Source organism: Burkholderia sp. BCC1644, from assembly GCF_902833225.1.
Lineage (GTDB): Bacteria > Pseudomonadota > Gammaproteobacteria > Burkholderiales > Burkholderiaceae > Burkholderia.
In genome coordinates this window covers 1-22,110 of sequence record NZ_CADFEI010000021.1, presented here as the reverse complement: position 1 = coordinate 22,110, position 22,110 = coordinate 1, and the positions used below count along the sequence as shown (strand labels likewise).

The window sequence follows — 22,110 nt, the reverse complement described above, 5'->3', positions numbered from 1 at the left end:
CCGGGAGGAGCGACCATGGCATTCGGCGGGCTTGAGCACCACAAAACGTCCGCGCCGATGGCGGAAATCAACATGACGCCGCTGATCGACGTGATGCTCGTGCTGCTCGTCATCTTCATCATTACCGCGCCGCTGATGACGCACGCGATCCGGCTCGACCTGCCGAAGGTCGCGGCCAGCGTCGCGCGCGACACGCCGCAATCCGTCACCTTGTCGATCGACGACGCCGGCAAGCTGTACTGGGACGACGCGCCCGTCGCGCTCGACGCGCTGCCCGCGCGCTTCCGGGCCGCCGCCGAGGGCGGCGCGCCGCCCGAACTGCGGCTGCGCGCCTCGCGTGCGACGCGCTACGACGTGATCGCGCAGGTGATGGGCGCCGCGCAGGCCGCGGGCCTCACGCGGATCGGTTTCGTGACCGACATGCCGCCGCAGGCGGGCGTCGTCGCGCCGGCCGCGGCCACGGCGAAACCCTGACACGCCGTTGTTGCGGGCTGCGGCCCGCGAGACCGGCCGTGCGGGCCGGCGCGGGCGGTATAATCGACGTTTTTCCCGGGCCGGAAACAGCCAGCCTGTTCCTGCGCCGGGCAAGCACGCCTTTCGATCCACTTCTGCGCGCGAGCCGTCGCGCCGCTTAAAGCCTAGCCCGAACCACACCATGCACGAAAGATACGTACCCGCCGACGTCGAAGCCGCCGCCCAGGGCGACTGGCGCGCAGCCGATGCCTACAAGACGCAGGAAGATTCGCAGAAGCCGAAGTTCTACTGCGTGTCGATGCTGCCGTACCCGTCCGGCAAGCTGCACATGGGTCACGTGCGGAACTACACGATCAACGACGTGATGTACCGCTATCTGCGGATGAACGGCTACAACACGCTGATGCCGATGGGTTGGGACGCGTTCGGGATGCCGGCCGAAAACGCCGCGATGGCGAACGGCGTGCCGCCCGCGAAGTGGACCTACGACAACATCGACTACATGAAGGGCCAGATGCAGTCGATGGGCCTCGCGATCGACTGGTCGCGCGAGATCGCGACGTGCAAGCCCGACTACTACAAGTGGAACCAGTGGCTGTTCCTGAAGATGCTCGAGAAGGGCATCGCGTACAAGAAGACGGGCACCGTGAACTGGGACCCGGTCGACCAGACCGTCCTCGCGAACGAGCAGGTGATCGACGGCCGCGGCTGGCGCTCGGGCGCGCTCGTCGAGAAGCGCGAGATCCCGATGTACTACCTGCGCATCACGCAGTACGCGGATGAGCTGCTGAACGACCTCGACGGCCTCGGCTGGCCCGAGCGCGTGAAGATCATGCAGCAGAACTGGATCGGCAAGAGCTTCGGCGTGAACTTCGGCTTCCCGTACGAACTCGACGGCGAGGAGACGCTGCTGCGCGTGTTCACGACGCGCGCCGACACGATCATGGGCGTCACGTTCTGCGCGATCGCGGCCGAGCACCCGCTCGCCACGCGTCTCGCACAGGACAAGCCCGAGCTGCTCGCGTTCATCGACGAATGCAAGCGCGGCGGCGTCGCCGAAGCCGACGTCGCGACGATGGAGAAGAAGGGCGTCGCGACGGGCTTCTCGGTCAAGCACCCGCTGACCGGCGAGCCGGTCGAGGTGTGGATCGGCAACTACGTGCTGATGAGCTATGGCGAAGGCGCGGTGATGGGCGTGCCGGGCCACGACGAGCGCGATTTCGCGTTCGCGAAGAAGTACGACCTGCCGATCAAGCAGGTGATTTCGGCCGAAGGCCAGACGTACTCGCTCGACGCATGGCAGGAGTGGTACGGCGACAAGGAAACCGCGGTCTGCGTGAACAGCGGCAAGTACGACGGCCTGCGCTATGCGGAAGCGGTCGATGCGGTGGCGGCCGACCTGAACGCCGGCGGCTTCGGCGACAAGCAGGTCACGTGGCGCCTGCGCGACTGGGGCGTATCGCGCCAGCGCTACTGGGGCACGCCGATCCCGATCATCCACTGCCCGTCGTGCGGCGACGTGCCGGTGCCGGAGCAGGACCTGCCGGTCGTGCTGCCGGAAGATCTCGTGCCGGACGGCTCGGGCAACCCGCTCGCGAAGTCGGAAGCGTTCCTGAACTGTTCGTGCCCGAAGTGCGGCGCGGCCGCGAAGCGTGAAACCGACACGATGGACACGTTCGTCGATTCGTCGTGGTACTTCTCGCGCTACACGGCGCCGGACGCCGACACCATGGTCGACGCGCGCACCGACTACTGGATGCCGATGGACCAATACATCGGCGGCATCGAGCACGCGATCCTGCACCTGCTGTATTCGCGCTTCTGGACCAAGGTGATGCGCGACCTCGGCCTCGTGAAGTTCGGCGAGCCGGCGAAGAACCTGCTCACGCAGGGGATGGTGCTGAACGAGACGTTCTACCGTGAAGACGCATCGGGCAAGAAGACCTGGTACAACCCGGCCGACGTGACGGTCACGCACGACGACAAGGGCCGCCCGGTCGGCGCGACGCTGAACACGGACGGCCAGCCGGTCGTGCTCGGCGGCATCGAGAAGATGTCGAAGTCGAAGAACAACGGCGTCGATCCGCAGGTGCTGATCGACCTGTACGGCGCCGATACCGCGCGCCTGTTCACGATGTTCGCGGCACCGCCCGAGCAGCAGCTCGAATGGTCGGGCGCGGGCGTCGAAGGCGCGAGCCGCTTCCTGCGCCGTGTGTGGAGCTTCGGCTACGGCAACCGCGAGGCGCTCGCCGCGCGCGCGGGCTTCGACGCAGCCGCACTCGGCGAAGCCGACAAGGCGCTGCGCCGCGAGATCTACAGCGTGCTGAAGCAGGCCGATTTCGACTACCAGCGCCTGCAGTACAACACGGTCGTGTCGGCCGCGATGAAGATGCTGAACGCGATCGACGGCGCGAAGGGCGCGACGCCGGGCGTGCTGCGCGAGACGTACGGCGTGCTGCTGCGCGTGCTGTACCCGGTCGTGCCGCACGTCACGTTCGAGCTGTGGAAGACGCTCGGTTATACGGACGAATTCGGCACGCTGCTCGACGCGCCGTGGCCGAAGGTCGACGAGGCTGCGCTCGAGCAGGCCGAGATCGAACTCGTGCTGCAGGTGAACGGCAAGGTGCGCGGCGCGCTGAAGGTTGCGAAGGACGCGAGCCGCGAGGCGATCGAAGCCGCGGCGGTGGCCGACGAAGCATTCGCGAAGTTCAGCGACGGCAAGCCGGCGAAGAAGATCGTCGTCGTGCCGGGCCGCCTCGTGAACATCGTCGTCTGACGGCCGCCGGCCATCGGACGTACCCAGAAGGAGCGAAGGTGATCCGCAGATCGTTTTTGATGCTCGTCGTCGGCAGCGCGGTCGCGCTGTCGGCATGCGGCTTCCAGTTGCGCGGCCAGCAGGACTACGCGTTCAAGCACCTGCTGGTGGCCGGCGCGCCGGCGCCCGTCGAGGCGCGCCTCGTGCGCCTCGTCGAGGCCGGCAGCGACACGAAGATCGTCAAGTCGGCGGACGACGCCGACGCCGTGCTGCGCATGTGGGAGTCGCGTGGCCAGAACACGCTGACGCTCAACAAGTACGGCTCGGCGCAGGAATACGCGCTGTTCTATACGCTGAACTACACGCTGACGAGCAAGGACGGCACCGTGCTGATCCCGCCGAGTGCGATCGCGCTGAACCGCGCGATGACGTACAGCGACCAGTACACGAACGCGAAGGCGCAGGAAGCTGACATCCTGTACGGCGACATGCAGAACGACGCGGTCGACCAGCTGATGCGGCGTCTCGCGATCGTCCACTCGCTGACACCGGCGCCGGAGGACGTGGTGCCGGGCGTGGCGCCGCGCGCGCCGCTGCCGCCGCCGCCGCTCTGATCGACGGCGCACGTAGCGATGCAATTGCGACTTGATGCGCTGGAGCCGCACCTCGCGAAGGGGTTGGCCGGGCTCTATACCGTCTACGGCGACGAGCCGCTGCTCGCGCAGGAAGCGTGCGACCGCATTCGTGCGGCCGCGCGCGCGGCCGGCTTCACCGAGCGTTCGGTGCATACGGTCGAGCGCGGCTTCGACTGGAGCGTGCTGCTCGGCGCGACCCAGGCGATGTCGTTGTTCGGCGAGCGCCAGCTGATCGAGCTGCGCATTCCGTCGGGCAAGCCCGGCAAGGAAGGCGCCGACGCGCTGAAGACGCTCGCGGCCACGCCCAATCCCGACGCGCTGATGCTCGTCACGTTGCCGCGTCTCGATGCGGCCACGCAGAAATCCGCATGGTTTACCGCGCTGCAGAACGGCGGCGTCGCGCTGAAGATCGATCCGGTCGACCGCGCGCAACTGCCGAACTGGATCGGCCAGCGTCTCGCGATGCAGGGCCAGCGTGCCGCGCCCGGCGACGACGGGCGGCGCGCGCTGCAGTTCATCGCGGAGCGCGTCGAGGGCAACCTGCTCGCCGCGCACCAGGAAATCCAGAAGCTCGGGCTGTTGTATCCGCAAGGCGCGCTGTCGTTCGAGCAGGTGCACGACGCGGTGCTGAACGTCGCGCGCTACGACGTCTTCAAGCTGAACGAGGCGATGCTCGCCGGCGACGCCGCGCGGCTTGCACGGATGATCGACGGACTGAAGGGCGAGGGCGAGGCGATCGTGCTCGTGATGTGGGCCGTCGTCGAGGAATTGCGCACGCTGCTGCGGATCAAGCGCGGTGCGACTGCCGGCAAGCCGCTGGCGACGCTGCTGCGCGAGAACCGCGTATGGGGGCCGCGCGAGCGGCTGATCGGCCCCGCGCTGAACCGCGTGTCGGAAGGCGTGCTCGAGAAGGCGCTCGCGTTCGCCGCGAAGCTCGACCGGCAGGTCAAGGGGCTTACGGCCGTCGTGCCGGGCCGCCGCACGCAGGACGAACCGCCGCCCGATCCGTGGGACGGGCTGTTTCAGCTCGCGATGACGGTCGCGGGAGCGCGCGGCGAGCGACCGCCGACCGCGGGTCGCGTGCGACGCTAAGTCCCGTCCGGGTCTTCAGCGCGCGCTGCGCAACCCGCTTACAATATTTCGATCGCTGGCGCGGCGCTTCGTCCGCCGCCCACGCTTCCCCCACGAATTCAAGCCGCTCCGCGCGGCGCGCTTCTCGAGTCACACGATGGATATCGATCAGTACATGACCGACCTGGGCCGCCGCGCCCGGCACGCTTCCCGCGCGATGGCGCGCGCCAGCACGGCCGCGAAGAACGCGGCGCTCGACGCGGTGGCGCGCGCGATCGAACGCGACGCGGAGGTGCTGAAGGACGCGAATGCGCGTGACGTCGCCCGTGCCCGTGAAAAGGGGCTCGATGCAGCGTTCGTCGATCGCCTGACGCTGTCGGACAAGGCGCTGACGACGATGGTCGAGGGCTTGCGCCAGGTTGCGTCGCTGGCCGATCCGATCGGCGAGATCGGCAACCTCAAGTACCGCCCGAGCGGGATCCAGGTCGGCCAGATGCGCGTGCCGCTCGGCGTGATCGGCATCATCTACGAGTCGCGCCCGAACGTGACGATCGACGCGGCCGCGCTGTGCCTGAAGTCGGGCAACGCGACGATCCTGCGCGGCGGCTCCGAAGCGCTCGAATCGAACGCAGCGCTCGCGAAGCTGATCGGCGAAGGGCTCGAGGCGGCCGGCCTGCCGCAGGACGCGGTGCAGGTCGTCGCGACGGCCGATCGCGCGGCGGTCGGCAAGCTGATCACGATGACCGAATACGTCGACGTGATCGTGCCGCGCGGCGGCAAGAGCCTGATCGAGCGCCTGATCAACGAGGCACGCGTGCCGATGATCAAGCACCTCGACGGCATCTGCCACGTGTACGTCGACGATCGCGCCGATCTCGCCAAGGCGCTGACCGTCTGCGACAACGCCAAGACGCACCGCTACGGCACCTGCAACACGATGGAGACGCTGCTCGTGTCGAGCGGCATCGCGGCGGCGCTGCTGCCGCCGCTCGGCAAGCTGTATCGCGACAAGCAGGTCGAACTGCGCGTCGATGCAGCCGCGCGCGCGGTGCTCGCCGATGCGGGCGTCGGGCCGCTCGTCGATGCGACCGAGGAAGACTGGCACACCGAATACCTCGCGCCGGTGCTCGCGATCAAGGTCGTCGACGGCCTCGATGCCGCGATCGAGCACATCAACCATTACGGCTCGCACCACACCGATGCGATCGTCACCGAGGATCACGACCGCGCGATGCGTTTCCTGCGCGAAGTCGATTCGGCGAGCGTGATGGTCAACGCATCGACGCGCTTCGCGGACGGCTTCGAATTCGGCCTCGGCGCGGAAATCGGCATCTCGAACGACAAGCTGCACGCACGCGGCCCCGTCGGCCTGGAAGGGCTGACGTCGCTGAAGTACGTCGTGCTCGGACACGGCGAAGGCCGCCAGTAACCCGCGAGGCGCACCACCAATGGCAATGCTCTGGGTCAAGACGTTCCATATCGTTCTGATCGCCGCGTGGTTCGCGGGGCTCTTCTACCTGCCGCGCATCTACGTGAACCTGGCTATGGAGACCGATCCGGCCGCGGTACGCCGCCTGCTGCTGATGGCGCGCAAGCTGTTCCGCTTCATGACGATGATCGCGGTGCCGGCGCTGGCCTGCGGGCTGTGGCTCTGGCTCGTGATCGGCATCGGGCAGGGGCAGGGCTGGATCCATGCGAAGGTGACGGTCGTGCTGCTGCTCATCATCTACCACGCGTACTGCGGGCACCTGCTGCGGGTGTTCGAGCGCGGCGAGAACAAGCGCACCGACAAGTGGTATCGCGTGTTCAACGAGCTGCCGGTGCTCGGCATGCTCGCGGCCGTCGCGCTGGTCGTGATCAAGCCGTTTTGAGCGGTGCGGCCGGCCAGGTTGCCGGCGTCGCTTGATGCGCAACGGCGCCCCGTGGGGCGCCGTTGGTCGTTTACGTGCTGCGTTGTGCGTCGAGCCGCACGCCGCGCGTCGTCAATCCTTCGTGCCGTCGTCGATCCGGCGGCGCGTGATCGCTTCCTTCGCGCGCCCGACCCGTTCCATCAGCGCGGGGCCGCGCGACAGCGCGACGCCGACCGCGAGGATGTCGCCGATCGCGAGATGCGACATCCGCGACGTCATCGGCGAGAACACGTCCGTTTCCTCGGCAACGTTCGACGCGAGGCTGACGGTTGCGAGCTTCGCGAGCGGCGAATGGCTCTGCGTGATCGCGACGACTTTCGCGCCGCACGCGAGCGCCGAGCGCGCGGCGTCGACGATGTCGCGCGTGCGGCCGGTGTTCGAGATCGCGACGACGACGTCATGGGGCCCGAGCAGCGCCGACGACATCGAGAACGTGTGCGGATCCGAGTACGCGACGCTCGGCACGCCGAGCCGGAAGAACTTGTGCTGGATGTCCTGCGCGGCGATGCCCGAGCCGCCGGCGCCGTAGAACTCGATCCGCGACGCGTTCGACAGCAGCGCGATCGCATCGGCGACGCTGCCCGCGGACAGGCTGTTGCGCACTTCGATCAGTGCGCCGATCGTGCGGTCGAACACCTTGCCGATGATGCCGGGCGCCGGTTCGTCGGGCTCGACGTCGCGGTAGACCGACGACACGCCCGGTGCGACGCTCTGCGCGAGCCGGATCTTGAATTCGCGAAAGCCGCTGCAGCCGAGCGCCTGGCAGAAGCGCGCGATCGTCGGCTGGCTGACGCCCGCGCGCGTCGACAGCTCGGTCATCGCGAGGTCGAGCACCTCGCGCGGCGCGGCGAGGATGTAGTCGGCGAGCTTGCGCTCGGACGGGCGCAGGTCGGCGCGGATCGCTTCAATGCGAGGCAGCATGGGACGGCATCTGAAAATCGGGTTCGGATGAGCGAGTGTATCGCAATCGAATTGTAGAAAATCTACATGAAAATACTAGCGCCATCGTCGTGCTTTTGAGGTGGTTGCAGCAAGTGAAATTAGGGTTTTCACTAGGTAAAGCCTTGCTGGTAGCGGGAATAAGGGTTGCGCGACGCTCGATCCGCATTGCGTGCTTGTAGTTTTTCTACTAGACTGACTTCGTTCTGTCGACGCACTCGACCGTCCCCACGATTCCAACCGCCGGTGTCGGCCGGCATACAGGAGCGCCCAGCATGACGTCGCTGCACCCCACTCTGGCGAAGGTCACCGAACGCGTGATCGCCCGCAGCCAATCGACCCGTTCCGCCTATCTGCAGCGCATCGACGGCGCGCAGGGCAAGTTCCCGGCGCGCGGCGCGCTGTCGTGCGCGAACCTCGCGCACGGCTTCGCGGGCCTCGAGGGCAACGACAAGTTCTCGATCAAGGCGATCCGCGAGCCGAACATCGGCATCGTGTCCTCGTACAACGAGATGCTGTCCGCGCATGCGCCGTACAAGGATTTCCCCGAGATCATCAAGGCGGCCGCGCGCGAGAACGGCGGTGTCGCGCAGTTCGCGGGCGGCGTGCCGGCGATGTGCGACGGCGTCACGCAGGGCAACCCGGGGATGGAGCTGTCGCTGTTCTCGCGCGAAGCGATCGCGATGGGCACGGCGATCGCGCTCACGCACAACATGTTCGACGCGGCGCTCTGCCTCGGCATCTGCGACAAGATCGTGCCGGGCCTCCTGATCGGCGCGCTGCAGTTCGGTCACCTGCCGACGATTTTCGTGCCGGCCGGCCCGATGACGAGCGGCCTGTCGAACGACGACAAGGCGAAGATCCGCCAGCAGTTCGCGACCGGCCAGGTCGGCCGCGACGCGCTGCTCGAAGCCGAATCGGCCGCGTATCACGGCCACGGCACCTGCACGTTCTACGGCACCGCGAACAGCAACCAGATGCTGATGGAGCTGATGGGGCTGCACCTGCCGGGCTCGGCATTCGTTCATCCGCACACGCCGCTGCGCACCGCGCTGACGGCCGAGGCCGCGCGCCGCGTGCTCGACCTGACCGTCGAGCGCGGCCACTACACGCCGATCGGCCATGTGATCGACGAGAAGGCGATCGTCAACGGGATCGTCGCGCTGCTCGCGACGGGCGGCTCGACCAACCACACGCTGCACCTCGTCGCGATCGCGCGCGCGGCCGGCATCCTGATCGACTGGAACGACTTCGACGAACTGTCGGCCGTCGTGCCGCTGCTCGCGAAGATCTACCCGAACGGCAAGGCCGACGTGAACCACTTCCACGCGGCCGGCGGCGTCGCGTTCCTGGTGCGCAACCTGCTCGAAGGCGGGCTGCTGCACGAGGACGTGACGACGGTCGCCGGCAAGGGCCTGTCGCACTACACGAAGGAGCCGAAGCTGATCGACGGCAAGCTGACGTGGGTCGACGGCACCGCCGAGAGCCACGACACGAAGGTGCTGCGCGGCATCCGCGACCCGTTCCAGCCGGACGGCGGCCTGCGTCTGATGCAGGGCCGGCTCGGCCGCGGCGTGATCAAGATTTCGGCGGTCGCGCCCGAGCACCGCAAGGTGACGGCGCCCGCGATCGTGTTCGATTCGCAGGAAGCCGTGCAGGAAGCGTTCGATCGCGGCGAGCTGAAGCGCGATTTCGTCGCGGTCGTGCGCTTCCAGGGCGCGCGCGCGAACGGGATGCCCGAGCTGCACCGTTTGACGCCGCTGCTCGGCGTGCTGCAGGATCAGGGCTTCCACGTCGCGCTGGTCACCGACGGCCGCATGTCGGGTGCGTCGGGCAAGGTGCCGGCCGTGATCCACGTGTCGCCGGAAGCGCTGCTGGCCGGCCCGCTCGGCAAGGTGAAGACGGGCGATACGCTCGTGATCGACGCGGAAGCCGGCGTGCTCGACATCGCGATCGACGACGCCGAGTGGCACGCACGCCCGGTCGCGCAGCCGCTGCACCAGGCCGAGAACGAGGTCGGTTTCGGGCGCGAACTGTTCGGCGTGTTCCGCGCGGCCGCCGCGCCGGCCGAGCAGGGCGCATCGGTTTTCGGGACGCTGGTCGGCGAAACGGCCGCCCACGTCGCCGCATGAATTTCAAGGAGCCAATTCAATGAAGACGATTGCTGAAATCGTGAAGCTGGGCCCGGTCATTCCGGTGCTCGCATTCGACTCGGTCGAGCAGGGCGAAAACGTGTCGCGTGCATTGCACGCGGGCGGCGTCAAGGTGCTCGAGATCACGCTGCGCACGCCGGCTGGCCTGGAGGCGATCCAGCGCGCGAGCCAGCTCGCGGACGACATCGTCGTCGGCGTCGGCACGATCACGAAGCCCGAGCACTGCGAGCAGGCGAAGCGCGCGGGCGCGAAGTTCGGCGTGTCGCCGGGCCTGACGAAGGAGCTGCACCTCGCGTCGCTCGACGCGGGCCTGCCGCTGCTGCCGGGCGTGATGACGCCGAGCGACATCATCCAGGCGCTCGAATTCGGCTACGAGATCGTGAAGTTCTTCCCCGCGCAGCAGGCGGGCGGCGTGCCGATGCTGCAGGCGTTCCACGGCCCGTTCCCGGCGCTGAAGTTCTGCCCGACCGGCGGCATCACCGTTGAAACCGCGCCGAATTTCCTGAAGCTGCCGAACGTCGTGTGCGTCGGCGGTTCGTGGCTCACGCCGAAGGCCGCGCTCGCCGCGCAGGACTGGGCCGAAGTCACGCGCCTCGCGCAAGCCGCGAGCCAGCTTCCCCGCTAATACTTGTATGAAATGAAGAATCGACCCTCGGGAGCAAGCGCTTAGTGCTTGTTTTACCGAGGGTTTTTGCTGATGGAACCGGTTCTATCCGCAGGCCGTAAAGATAAGTAAAATTCAGCGTCCTGACGGGGTGGGTACCCCCCGTGTTTCGGAGACCTGCATAGCCGGGCATACTCGCAACAACTCGCCCGGTTCGAACAATTCTAGGAGGAGTGCCACATGGGGGCTGTTCAAGGCAGCATGCTGCTCGTATTCACGCTGATCGCGATTGCCGCGCTGATCCTGATGATCGCGCGCTACAAGATCTACCCGTTCCTGGTGCTGATCATCGTTTCGCTCGGCCTCGGTCTCGTCGTCGGCATGCCGATGGACAAGATCGTCAAGTCGTTCGAGGCGGGCACCGGCGGCACACTCGGCCACATTGCGATCGTCGTCGGCCTCGGCACGATGCTCGGCAAGATGATGGCCGAATCGGGCGGCGCCGAACGGATCGCGACCACGCTGATCGACTGGTTCGGTGAAAAGAACATCCACTGGGCGATGATGTTCGTCGCGATCATCGTCGGCCTGCCGGTGTTCTTCGAAGTCGGCTTCGTGCTGCTGATCCCGATCGCGTTCAACGTCGCGAAGCGTACCGGCAAGTCGCTGCTCGTCGTCGGCCTGCCGATGGTGGCCGGCCTGTCCGTCGTGCACGGGCTGATCCCGCCGCACCCGGCCGCGCTGCTGGCCGTCCAGCAATACGGCGCCGATATCGGCAAGACGATCGCGTTCGGCCTGCTCGTCGGCGTGCCGACCGCGATCATCGCGGGCCCGCTGTTCGCGCTGACGATCTCGAAGTTCGTGAAGCTGCCGGAAAACAACCCGCTTGCCGCGCAATTCGTCGATTCGCGCACGGATGGCGGCAAGCGCGAACTGCCGAGCTTCGGCATCACGCTGTTCACGATCCTGCTGCCCGTCGTGCTGATGCTCGTCGGCAGCTGGGCCGACCTGCTGTTCACGCCGAAGTCGCTGCCGAACAACCTGCTGCGCTTCGCCGGCAACTCGGATGTCGCGCTGCTGATCGCCGTGCTCGTGAGCTTCTTCACGTTCGGCAAGCTGCAGGGCTTCAACCGCGACCAGATCCAGAAGTTCTGCAGCGAGTGCCTGGCACCGATCGCCGGGATCACGCTGATCGTCGGCGCGGGCGGCGGCTTCGGCGGCGTTCTGCGCGACAGCGGGATCTCGCAGCAGATCGTCGAGACCGCGAAGCACGCGCATCTGTCGCCGCTGCTGCTCGGCTGGTTCGTCGCGGCGCTGATGCGTCTCGCGACGGGTTCGGCGACGGTCGCGATGACGACGGCCTGCGGCATCGTCGCGCCGATCGCGGCGGCGGCCGGCACGACGGTCAGCCCGGAGCTGCTGGTGCTCGCCACGGGCTCGGGCTCGCTGATCTTCTCGCACGTGAACGACGGCGGCTTCTGGCTGATCAAGGAATACTTCGGGATGACGGTCGGTCAGACGTTCAAGACCTGGTCGTTGCTCGAAACCATCATCTCGGTGCTTGGCCTGGGCTTCACGCTGCTGCTGAGCATGGTTCTGTAACAAGGGGTAGGCAATGATTCTGATCGCAATGGGCGTGTCGGGCGCGGGCAAGTCGCTGATCGGCGAAATGCTGGCGGAACGCCTGTCGTGCAGCTATACCGACGGCGACGCGTTTCACAGCGCGGCGAACAAGGAAAAGATGCACCACGGCATTCCGCTGACCGACGACGACCGCTGGCCGTGGCTGCGCACGATCCGTGCGGCCATCGAGGAAAAGCAGCACGCCGGCGAGACGGCCGTGTTCACGTGCTCGTCGCTGAAGCGGTCGTACCGCGACGTGCTGCGCGGGTCCGACACCGACGTGCGGTTCGTGTATCTGAAGGGTTCGTTCGAGGTGTTGCACGAGCGCCTGAAGAGCCGCACCGGCCATTTCTTCGATCCGTCGCTGCTGAAAAGCCAGCTCGACACGCTCGAGGAGCCGGGCCCGGACGAAGCGATCGAGGTCAGTATCGAGCTGACGCCGGAACAGATCGTCGATCAGGTCATGCTGAAGATCGGCATCGCGCAGCAGCACTGAGCGCGGTTCGCAATCGTCATGAAAAAGGCGCCCTTCGGGGCGCCTTTTTCGTTGGTGGCCCGCGAGCCGGTCAGGCCGTGGGCGCCTGCTTCGCGATGCCGTCGAGCAGCACGTCGACCATCGTGTCGTGCACGGCCGCCGGATCGAGCTGCGCGTAGAGCGGGGCGGCCGACCTGACGAGCGGATGCTCGGTATCCGATAGCGCTTCCATTTCCGCGAGCTCGACATCGTTCGCGGGCCGCGTAAGGCCTCCGGCCTCTGCGGCGGCAAGCCCGATCACACTCGCATACCAGCCGACGCACACCGACGGCAGCGCCGCGCGCGGGATGCCGGCGTCGGCCAGCGCGCGATGCACGGCCTCGATGTGCGCGAGATCGGCCGGCCCGGTGCTCATGTGCCGCTGCAGCAGGGCGAACGCGGCAGGGTAGCGCAGCGCGAGCGTGCGGTACTGGCGCGCGAGGTCGCGCAGCCGCTCGCGCCACGGCAGTGTGGCGTCGACCGGCACGAGCGAGCGCGACAGCGCGTTCGCGATCGCGCGGCTCAGGCCTTCCTTCGACTTGAAGTGGTACAGCACGCTCATCGGGTCGCAGCCGACCGACTGCGCGAGCTTGCGTACGCTGAACGCCGCTTCGCCGACGTCTTCAAGCAGCGCGAGCGCGGCCGCGACGATGGCGTCCTTGTCGAGGCCGCGCGGGCCTTGGGCGGGTCTGTCTTTCATCGATACAGGCTGGCGTGCCGGCGCGGTACCGGCAGTAAACTTGACGAAAGCTTATTCTACACTGTAGAATTATTTCTGCGGTGTAGAAATTGGGTGTCCCGGCACCTTTCAATACGTGCTTTCGCACAGTCCGGGATTCAGGCGGCACGAGCGTGCCCGCCGTCAACACGGGCCATCGCGCCCCTTTTCTCGTTGACACCCATGTGGAACCGGCTGCCCCACCCGCGAAGCCAGAAGGCTCTTCGACAGGCGGCCCAAGACCATGCAAGTGCAATCATGACTTTCAACAATCAACCCCTGATCCAGGGCGAATCGCGTTTCGAACAAACGCAACTGAACATCGAAAAAGACAACTGGAACTGGTGCGATCCGTCCCGCTACGACGGCGAGCGCCCGGCCAACTGGTACGAAGCGTCGCTGTCCCCGCATGCGAACGGCGCGCCGCTCGCGCACGACGCCGTGTGTGACGTGCTCGTGATCGGCTCGGGGCTGCTCGGCGCATCGGCCGCGCTGCATCTCGCGGAAGCGGGCGTCGACACGATCCTTGTCGACAAGCATCACGTCGGCTCGGCCGCGTCCGGCCGCAACGGCGGGCAACTGACGCCCGGCCTCGCGCGCTGGGAAGCCGCCGACATGATCGACCACCTGTCGCATGACGACGCGAAGCGGCTGTGGCGCTTCGCATCGACCGAATCGATGGACCTGATCGACGCGATCGGCGCGCGTTACGCGCTCGATCTCGACCGCAAGCGCGGCCACGTCACGGCGGCCGTTCACCCCGGTCACATGAGCGCGTTGCTCGACGGCGCGGATGCGCGCCGCCATCTCGGCGACGCGGGCGTGACGCTCGTCGGCCGCCATCAGTTGCATGACGAATACGTGCGCTCGGGGCTGTACCACGGCGCGGCGATCGATGCGATCGGCGGGCAGATCCATCCGCTCGCGCTGGTGCGCGGCCTCGTGCACGGCTTCCGTTTGAACGGCGGCGCGCTGTTCGAGGGCACCGAGGTGCTCGAGCTCGACGAGACGTCCGCGGGCGTCGTCGCGACGACGCCGGGCGGCACGATCACCGCACGCAAGGGGGTCGTGCTCGCGCTGCACAACACGACGTTCCGGCTGCTCGACGACGGCGCGGCGACCACGGTGCCGTTCTTCACGTACGTGAGCGTGACGGCGCCGCTCGACGTCGAAGTCACGACGCTGATGCCGGCCGGCATGCCCGTGTACGACACGCAGTTCCAGATCGACTACTACCGGCCGGTGCGCGGCAACCGCCTGCTGTTCGGCGGGCAGGGCACCGGCACCTGCTGGGCGCAGCCCGACGTCAACGCGTATCTGCTGACGCGCCTGAACACGGTGTTTCCGCAGGCCGACGGCAGCTTCGCGCTCGACTACTGCTGGAGCGGCGTCAGCGATTTCACGCTGAACGGCGCCACCGACAGCCGCAAGACCGACGGCCGCGTGCCGATGTACATGGTGCAGGGCTGGAGCGGCCACGGCGTCGCGCAGACGGTGCGGATCGGCAAGGCGATCTGCGACGATTTCGTCGGCCGCAACGACGATTTCTCGATGCTCACGGGCATCGATCACCGTGCGATTCCGCTCGGCCGGCAGTTGTCGCCGATCGCGATTCCGGCCGCGAAGGCCGCGATGAGCGTGATGAGCGCACTCAACCCGGGACGGATGATTTCGTTCTGACCGGCTGCGGCCGCCAACGAAAAAGCCCGATGCGATTGCTCGCATCGGGCTTTTTTTCGTCCGGCGACGGCGGTGCTTACGCGATCCGCTTCGCGAGTTCGACGGCCTTGCCAATGTACGACGCGGGCGTCATCGCGAGCAGAAGATCCTTCGCGTCCTGCGGGATCGCGAGCGTGCCGACGAATTCCTGCAGCGCTTCGCGCGTGATGCCCTTGCCGCGCGTCAGTTCCTTCAGCTGCTCGTACGGGTTCTCGATGCCGTAGCGGCGCATCACCGTCTGCACCGGCTCGGCCAGCACTTCCCAGCAGTTGTCGAGATCTTCGTTCAGTCGCTGCGGGTTCACTTCGAGCTTGTCGAGACCGCGGATCAGCGAGTCGTACGCGAGCAGCGAGTAGCCGAGCGCGACGCCCATGTTGCGCAGCACGGTCGAGTCGGTCAGGTCGCGCTGCCAGCGCGACACCGGCAGCTTGTCGGCGAGGTGGCGCAGCGTCGCGTTCGCGAGGCCGAGGTTGCCTTCCGAGTTCTCGAAGTCGATCGGGTTGACCTTATGCGGCATCGTCGACGAGCCGATTTCGCCGGCCTTCGTCTTCTGCTTGAAGTAGCCGACCGAGATGTAGCCCCACACGTCGCGGTCGAGATCGAGCAGGATCGTGTTCGCGCGCGCCACGGCGTCGAACAGCTCGGCCATGTAGTCGTGCGGCTCGATCTGGATCGTGTACGGGTTGAACGTGAGCTTCAGGCGGGTTTCGATCACGTCGCGCGAGAACGCTTCCCAGTCGAATTCCGGATACGCGGACAGGTGCGCGTTGAAGTTGCCGACCGCGCCGTTCATCTTGCCGAGGATCTCGACCTTCTCGATGCGGGTGATCGCACGGGCGAGGCGCGCGGCGACGTTCGCGAGTTCCTTGCCGAGCGTCGTCGGGCTGGCCGGCTGGCCGTGCGTGCGCGACAGCATCGGCTGCTCGGCGTGCGCGTGCGCGAGTGCGACGAGGCGCTGGTAGACGGTGCGCAGCGCCGGCAGGATCACGTGTTCGCGCGCGCCGGCGAGCATCATCCCGTGCGACGTGTTGTTGATGTCCTCGGACGTGCACGCGAAGTGGATGAATTCGCTGGCCTTCTCGAGTTCGGCCTGGCCCTTCACCGATTCCTTCAGCCAGTATTCGACGGCCTTCACGTCATGGTTCGTCACGCGCTCGATTTCCTTGATGCGGGCGGCGTCGTGCGCGGTGAAGCGCTCGGCGAGCTGCAGCAGGAACTGCTCGGACGCATCGGAGAAGCGCGGGACTTCCGCGAAGCCGGCGCGCGACAGCGCGATCAGCCAGTGCACCTCGACGGTGACGCGGTGGCGCATGAAGGCGGCTTCGGAGAGCCAGTCGCGCAGCGCTTCGGTCTTGCTGGCGTAGCGGCCGTCGATGGGCGAGAGCGCGGTGAGGGCGAAAAGCGTATCGGGACGAGTGTCGGACATGATCGGGCGGGCCTTGGGGCCGGGTCGAGCGGGGGAGGAGAATCCGGCATTTTACCATTGGCGCGCGACGATCCCGGGTACGGGAGGCCGGCGGCGGCCGTCGCGTGCCCACGCCACGCCGGCGCGGGTTCGCAGCGGGCTTGCCGGGCCGTGCGCGACGCCGCCGGCCGGGCCCGCCCGCCGGTAGAATGCAGGCTTCTTCCCGACCGCCGCCCGCCGCGCCCGCCTGCATGGAACTGAAATGGCTCGAAGACTTCGTCTCGCTCGCGGAAACGCGCAGCTTTAGCCGGTCCGCGGAACTGCGGCATGTATCGCAACCGGCGTTCTCGCGGCGGATCCAGGCACTGGAGGCATGGCTCGCGACCGAACTGATCGATCGTTCGGTCTATCCGACGCGGCTCACGCAGGCCGGCCAGATCTTCTACGAGCAGGCGCTGACGATGCTGTCGCAGGCGCACGAGGCGCGCACGCTGCTGCGCGGCCACGTCGGCGCACCGGTGCCGACGATCGAGTTCGCGGTGCCGCACACGCTGTCGCTCACGTATTTCCCGCGCTGGCTGCAGCGGATCGAGGCGAAGATGGGCCAGGTCCACACGCGGCTGCGCGCGCTGAACGTGCACGACGCGGTGCTGTCGCTCGTCGAGGGCGGCTGCGATCTCGTGATGGGCTACCACCACCCGAGTCATCCGGTCGCGCTCGACCCGGCGCGCTACGACATGCTGATCCTCGGCAGCGAGCCGATCAGCCCGTTCTCGGCGCCCGGCCGCGCGGGCCGGCCGCGCTACACGTTGCCGGGCGCGGCCGACGCGCGCGTGCCGTACCTGTCGTATACGCCGAACGCGTATCTCGGCCGGATGACCGAAGTCATCGTCGCGAACGCGCCGACGCGGCTGTTCCTCGATCGCGTCTACGAAACCGACATGGCCGAAGGGCTGAAGGCGATGGCGCTCGCGGGCCACGGCGTCGCGTTCCTGCCGCACAGCGCGGTCGAGGATGCGGTTGCGGGCGGGCGCCTGATCCGGCTCGATCGGTCGGCGCGCGGCGGCGTGCATCCGTTCACGCTGACGATGGAAATCCGGCTGTACTGCGACAAGCTCGCGCTGCAGGGCGACGATCCGCGCCAGAAGCTCGTGCGCGCGCTGTGGGACGTCGTGCGCGACGAGCTGCGCGACACCACGAATTAACCGCCGGCGGTTAATTTTCCGCAGCCGCTCGGGCGCGGCTGGCTGACGCCACGCTTGCGCCGCCTGTCGGACGGCTGTCCGGCGGCCGGCCCGCGTGCATTCCATGCGATTTTTCACCAACGCGATGCACGGCCGATCGCGGGCGTTCTTGCGCAAATCGACCGCAGATTTGCGAAAAATCGCGATCATGCAAGAAACGCATAATCGAATAAGCAAACGGCATTGGATAAAAAAAACGGGTTTTTCGACAATGTGCGCACCTGTTGACCGTTGGAGCATCCATGTCTTCGCAATTGCAGTCCATCCCGTCCTACCTGCACGCCGACGATCTCGGCCCGTGGGGCAACTACCTTCAGCAAGTCGATCGCGTCGCGCCGTACCTCGGCTCGCTGTCGCGCTGGCTCGAGACGCTGAAGCGTCCGAAGCGCATCCTGATCGTCGACTGCCCCATCGAGCTCGACAACGGCACCGTCGCGCACTTCGAAGGCTATCGCGTGCAGCACAACGTGTCGCGCGGCCCGGGCAAGGGCGGCGTGCGCTACCACCAGGACGTGACGCTGTCGGAAGTGATGGCGCTGTCCGCATGGATGTCGGTCAAGAACGCGGCCGTGAACGTGCCGTACGGCGGCGCGAAGGGCGGTATCCGCGTCGACCCGCGCAAGCTGTCGCGTGGTGAGCTCGAGCGCGTGACGCGCCGCTACACCAGCGAAATCGGCATCATCATCGGCCCGAACACCGACATTCCGGCGCCGGACGTCAACACCAACGAACAGGTGATGGCGTGGATGATGGACACCTACTCGATGAACCAGGGCCAGACGTCGACCGGCGTCGTGACCGGCAAGCCGATCGCGCTCGGCGGTTCGCTCGGCCGCAAGGAAGCAACGGGCCGCGGCGTGTTCGTCGTCGGTTCGGAAGCGGCGAAGAAGAAGGGCCTCGAAATCGCCGGCGCGCGCATCGCGGTGCAGGGCTTCGGCAACGTCGGCGGCATCGCGGCGAAGCTGTTCCAGGAAGCGGGCGCGAAGGTGATCGCGGTGCAGGATCACACGGGCACGATCTACCAGCCGGCCGGCCTCGATTCGAACAAGCTGCTCGACCACGTCGCACGCACGGGCGGCGTCGCGGGCTTCGAAGGCTCGGAACCGATGCCGAACGACGAGTTCTGGACGGTCGAGACGGACATCCTGATCCCGGCGGCACTGGAAAACCAGATCACCGAGAAGAATGCAGCGAAGATCCGCACGAAGATCATCGTCGAAGGCGCGAACGGCCCGACGACGACGGCAGCGGACGACATCCTGAGCGCAAACGGCGTGCTCGTGATCCCCGACGTGATCGCGAACGCGGGTGGCGTGACCGTGTCGTACTTCGAGTGGGTGCAGGATTTCTCGAGCTTCTTCTGGACGGAAGACGAGATCAACCACCGTCTCGAGCGCGTGATGCGCGAAGCGTTCGCCGGCGTGTGGGCGGTCGCGGAAGAGCACAAGGTGACGGTGCGTACGGCGGCGTTCATCGTCGCGTGCAAGCGCATCCTGATGGCGCGCGAAATGCGTGGCCTCTACCCCTGATCGTTGACTATGATCAATTCATGACGCAATCCATCCGATTGCGGAAATGAACCCTCGCGGGCGGTGCCGGATCCGGCATCGCCCGCGCGCGCATTCGGGGTGCCCGAAGCCGGGAGGAAGGCGTCGTACAGGGCGATTCGTAGTGCGGTAAATAACCAGTACTTTCAAAAATATTACTTTGATACACTGGCGCGGGTTTTAGCCAAGGAGATGACCAAAATGAAATACCACAAGGCAGTCCTGATGGCCGCGGCGCTCTGCGCGTTCGCAAGCGGCGCGCATGCTCAGGAGACGGGCACGCTGAAGAAGATCAAGGACACGGGCGTGATCGCGCTGGGCCACCGCGAATCGTCGATTCCGTTCTCCTACTACGACCAGAACCAGCAGGTGGTCGGCTATTCGCGCGAATTCCAGCTGAAGGTGGTCGACGCGGTGAAGAAGAAGCTGAACCTGCCGAACCTGCAGGTGAAGAACATCCCCGTCACGTCGCAGAACCGCATCCCGCTGGTGCAGAACGGCACGGTCGACATCGAGTGCGGCTCGACGACCAACAACGCCGAGCGCCAGCAGCAGGCTGCGTTCTCCGACACGATCTTCGTGATCGGCACGCGCCTGATGACGAAGAAGGATTCGGGCGTCAAGGATTTCGCCGACCTGAAGGGCAAGACGGTCGTGACGACCGCCGGCACGACGTCGGAGCGCCTGCTGCGCAAGATGAACAACGAGAAGCAACTGGGCATGAACATCATCAGCGCGAAGGATCACGGCGATTCCTTCAACACGCTGGAATCGGGCCGCGCGGTCGCGTTCATGATGGATGACGCGCTGCTCGCGGGCGAGCGCGCGAAGGCGAAGCAGCCGGGCGAGTGGGTGATCGTCGGCACGCCGCAATCGGAAGAAGCCTACGGCTGCATGATGCGCAAGGGCGACGCCGACTTCAAGAAGGTCGTCGACGACGCGGTCTCGCAAGTCGAGAAGTCGGGCGAAGCCGCGAAGATCTACGCGAAGTGGTTCGAGAACCCGATTCCGCCGAAGGGGCTGAACCTGAACTTCCCGCTGTCCGATTCGATGAAGAAGCTGTACGCGAACCCGAACGACAAGGCGCTCGACTGACCACACGGCCGTTGATGCAGAAATGACGCTAATGAGACGGAAGAGGCCACGCCTCTTCCGTCTCTTTTTGCTGGAGTCTTGCCCATGTCTTACCACTGGAACTGGGGCATCTTCCTGAGCCCCGTGTCGACCGGCGAGCCGACGACTTATTTCGGATGGCTGATGTCCGGTTTCTGGGTGACGATCGAAGTGTCGCTCGTCGCCTGGGTCATCGCGCTGATCGTCGGATCGCTGTTCGGCGTGCTGCGAACCGTGCCGAACAAATGGCTGTCCGCGCTCGGCACCCTGTACGTGTCGATCTTCCGGAACATTCCGCTGATCGTGCAGTTCTTCGTCTGGTATCTCGTGATACCCGAGCTGCTGCCCGCATCGATCGGCACCTGGATCAAGCAGTTGCCGCCCACCACGCAGTTCTTTACCGCGTCGATCATCTGTCTCGGCCTGTTCACGGGCGCGCGCGTGTGCGAACAGGTGCGCTCGGGGATCAACGCGCTGCCGAAGGGCCAGCGCGCGGCCGGTCTCGCGATGGGCTTCACGCAATGGCAGACGTACCGCTACGTGCTGCTGCCCGTTGCGTACCGGATCATCGTGCCGCCGCTCACGTCGGAATTCCTGAACATCTTCAAGAACTCCGCCGTCGCGTCGACGATCGGCCTGCTCGACCTGTCCGCGCAGGCGCGCCAGCTTGTCGACTACACCGCGCAGACGTATGAGTCGTTCATCGCGGTCACGCTCGCGTACGTGATCATCAACCTTGTCGTGATGTCGTTCATGCGCTGGATCGAAGGCCGTACGCGGCTGCCCGGCTATATCGGAGGCAAGTGATGCATCAGTTCGACTGGAGTAGTATTCCCGGCGCGCTGCCGACGCTGTGGACGGGGGCGGTCGTCACGTTCCAGATCACGCTGATCGCGATCGTGGTCGGGATCGTCTGGGGCACGCTGCTGGCGCTGATGCGGCTGTCGGGCGTCAAGCCGCTCGCGTGGTTCGCGCAGGGCTACGTGACGGTGTTCCGCTCGATCCCGCTCGTGATGGTGCTGCTGTGGTTCTTCCTGATCGTGCCGCAGCTGCTGCAGGGCGTGCTCGGGCTGTCGCCGACGATCGACATCCGCCTCGCGTCGGCGATGGTCGCGTTCTCGCTGTTCGAAGCCGCGTATTATTCCGAGATCATCCGCGCCGGCATCCAGGCGGTGCCGCGCGGGCAGGTGAACGCCGCGTTCGCGCTCGGCATGAACTACGCGCAGGCGATGCGCCTCGTGATCCTGCCGCAGGCGTTTCGCGCGATGGTGCCGCTGCTGCTCACGCAGGCGATCGTCCTGTTCCAGGATACCTCGCTCGTGTACGTGATCAGTCTCGCGGACTTCTTCCGCACGGCGGCCAACATCGGCGATCGCGACGGCACGACCGTCGAGATGGTCCTGTTCGCCGGCGCATGCTATTTCGTGATTTGCACGTTGGCGTCTGCTCTCGTCAAGGGTCTTCAGAAAAAGGTCACAAGATGATTTCCATCAAGAACGTTTCGAAGTGGTACGGCCAGTTTCAGGTCCTCACCGACTGCACGACCGAGGTCAAGAAAGGTGAAGTGGTCGTCGTGTGCGGCCCGTCGGGCTCGGGCAAGTCGACGCTGATCAAGACCGTGAACGGCCTCGAGCCGTTTCAGCAGGGCGAGATCCTCGTGAACGACCAGTCGGTCGGCGACAAGAA

General features: G+C 66.4%; 20 protein-coding genes. 17 read left to right on the top strand and 3 right to left on the bottom strand.

What is annotated here, in order from left to right:
- Positions 1-15 precede the first annotated feature (15 nt).
- The 6 genes from HWX87_RS31470 to HWX87_RS31445 all read left to right on the top strand — a co-directional run bounded on the left by HWX87_RS31470 (position 16) and on the right by HWX87_RS31445 (position 6,806).
- Positions 16-474, top strand: a complete 459-nt coding sequence (locus HWX87_RS31470; RefSeq protein ID WP_176050868.1) for a biopolymer transporter ExbD — start codon at positions 16-18, stop codon at positions 472-474.
- Between the two features lie 181 nt (positions 475-655).
- Positions 656-3,250, top strand: a complete 2,595-nt coding sequence (gene leuS / locus HWX87_RS31465) for a leucine--tRNA ligase (RefSeq protein WP_176050867.1) — start codon at positions 656-658, stop codon at positions 3,248-3,250.
- Between the two features lie 38 nt (positions 3,251-3,288).
- On the top strand, positions 3,289-3,843 hold the full coding sequence (lptE, locus tag HWX87_RS31460; protein ID WP_176050866.1) for an LPS assembly lipoprotein LptE: 555 nt from the start codon (positions 3,289-3,291) through the stop codon (positions 3,841-3,843).
- A gap of 18 nt (positions 3,844-3,861) precedes the next feature.
- Positions 3,862-4,956 (top strand): DNA polymerase III subunit delta, encoded by a 1,095-nt coding sequence (gene holA / locus HWX87_RS31455; RefSeq protein WP_176050865.1) that lies wholly within the window; start codon positions 3,862-3,864, stop codon positions 4,954-4,956.
- A gap of 136 nt (positions 4,957-5,092) precedes the next feature.
- Entirely contained in the window at positions 5,093-6,364 is a 1,272-nt protein-coding gene (locus HWX87_RS31450; protein WP_176050864.1) for a glutamate-5-semialdehyde dehydrogenase, read from the top strand.
- Positions 6,365-6,383: 19 nt separating this feature from the next.
- Positions 6,384-6,806: a CopD family protein gene (locus HWX87_RS31445; protein ID WP_156429839.1), complete on the top strand. Its 423-nt coding sequence runs from the start codon at positions 6,384-6,386 to the stop codon at positions 6,804-6,806.
- A gap of 111 nt (positions 6,807-6,917) precedes the next feature.
- On the opposite strand, the gene HWX87_RS31440 is transcribed toward HWX87_RS31445, so the two are convergent.
- Positions 6,918-7,766, bottom strand: a complete 849-nt coding sequence (locus HWX87_RS31440) for a MurR/RpiR family transcriptional regulator (RefSeq protein ID WP_059236154.1) — start codon at positions 7,764-7,766, stop codon at positions 6,918-6,920.
- Positions 7,767-8,059: 293 nt separating this feature from the next.
- On the opposite strand from HWX87_RS31440, the gene edd reads away from it, so the two are divergent.
- From edd to HWX87_RS31420, 4 genes are all read left to right on the top strand, one after another.
- Positions 8,060-9,916 carry a phosphogluconate dehydratase gene (gene edd / locus HWX87_RS31435; protein ID WP_176050863.1) on the top strand — a complete coding sequence of 619 codons (1,857 nt, stop codon included), beginning with the start codon at positions 8,060-8,062 and terminating at the stop codon, positions 9,914-9,916.
- A gap of 19 nt (positions 9,917-9,935) precedes the next feature.
- Positions 9,936-10,562 (top strand): bifunctional 4-hydroxy-2-oxoglutarate aldolase/2-dehydro-3-deoxy-phosphogluconate aldolase, encoded by a 627-nt coding sequence (gene eda / locus HWX87_RS31430; RefSeq protein ID WP_046544929.1) that lies wholly within the window; start codon positions 9,936-9,938, stop codon positions 10,560-10,562.
- A gap of 219 nt (positions 10,563-10,781) precedes the next feature.
- A complete protein-coding gene (locus HWX87_RS31425; RefSeq protein ID WP_176050862.1) occupies positions 10,782-12,143 on the top strand; it encodes a GntP family permease in 1,362 nt (453 codons plus the stop codon).
- 13 nt (positions 12,144-12,156) lie between these two features.
- Positions 12,157-12,660, top strand: a complete 504-nt coding sequence (locus HWX87_RS31420; RefSeq protein ID WP_176050861.1) for a gluconokinase — start codon at positions 12,157-12,159, stop codon at positions 12,658-12,660.
- A 70-nt stretch (positions 12,661-12,730) separates the two neighbouring features.
- Here HWX87_RS31420 and HWX87_RS31415 read toward each other — a convergent pair whose 3' ends face one another.
- Positions 12,731-13,378, bottom strand: coding sequence for a TetR/AcrR family transcriptional regulator C-terminal domain-containing protein (locus HWX87_RS31415; protein WP_176050860.1), 648 nt, complete (start codon positions 13,376-13,378; stop codon positions 12,731-12,733).
- A 276-nt stretch (positions 13,379-13,654) separates the two neighbouring features.
- Here HWX87_RS31415 and HWX87_RS31410 point away from each other — a divergent pair, with 276 nt between their 5' ends.
- Complete coding sequence (locus tag HWX87_RS31410; RefSeq protein WP_176050859.1) at positions 13,655-15,076, top strand: FAD-dependent oxidoreductase; 1,422 nt, start codon at positions 13,655-13,657, stop codon at positions 15,074-15,076.
- Positions 15,077-15,152: 76 nt separating this feature from the next.
- On the opposite strand, the gene purB is transcribed toward HWX87_RS31410, so the two are convergent.
- Positions 15,153-16,541, bottom strand: a complete 1,389-nt coding sequence (gene purB, locus HWX87_RS31405; RefSeq protein ID WP_176050858.1) for an adenylosuccinate lyase — start codon at positions 16,539-16,541, stop codon at positions 15,153-15,155.
- A gap of 230 nt (positions 16,542-16,771) precedes the next feature.
- On the opposite strand from purB, the gene HWX87_RS31400 reads away from it, so the two are divergent.
- The 6 genes from HWX87_RS31400 to HWX87_RS31375 form a co-directional block, all read left to right on the top strand.
- Positions 16,772-17,725, top strand: a complete 954-nt coding sequence (locus HWX87_RS31400) for a LysR substrate-binding domain-containing protein (protein WP_176050857.1) — start codon at positions 16,772-16,774, stop codon at positions 17,723-17,725.
- Positions 17,726-18,006: 281 nt separating this feature from the next.
- Entirely contained in the window at positions 18,007-19,293 is a 1,287-nt protein-coding gene (locus HWX87_RS31395) for a Glu/Leu/Phe/Val dehydrogenase (protein WP_176050856.1), read from the top strand.
- 219 nt (positions 19,294-19,512) lie between these two features.
- The gene (locus HWX87_RS31390; RefSeq protein ID WP_176050855.1) at positions 19,513-20,406 is read left to right on the top strand and encodes a glutamate/aspartate ABC transporter substrate-binding protein; all 894 of its coding nucleotides are present in this window, start codon (positions 19,513-19,515) and stop codon (positions 20,404-20,406) included.
- A gap of 84 nt (positions 20,407-20,490) precedes the next feature.
- Complete coding sequence (locus HWX87_RS31385; RefSeq protein ID WP_059236131.1) at positions 20,491-21,231, top strand: amino acid ABC transporter permease; 741 nt, start codon at positions 20,491-20,493, stop codon at positions 21,229-21,231.
- A complete protein-coding gene (gene gltK / locus HWX87_RS31380) occupies positions 21,231-21,908 on the top strand; it encodes a glutamate/aspartate ABC transporter permease GltK (RefSeq protein ID WP_176050854.1) in 678 nt (225 codons plus the stop codon). The genes HWX87_RS31385 and gltK overlap by 1 nt, the downstream gene beginning before the upstream one ends.
- Positions 21,905-22,110 (top strand): ATP-binding cassette domain-containing protein (locus HWX87_RS31375; protein ID WP_176050853.1); only part of this gene is annotated, 206 nt, incomplete at its 3' end. The genes gltK and HWX87_RS31375, both read left to right, overlap by 4 nt.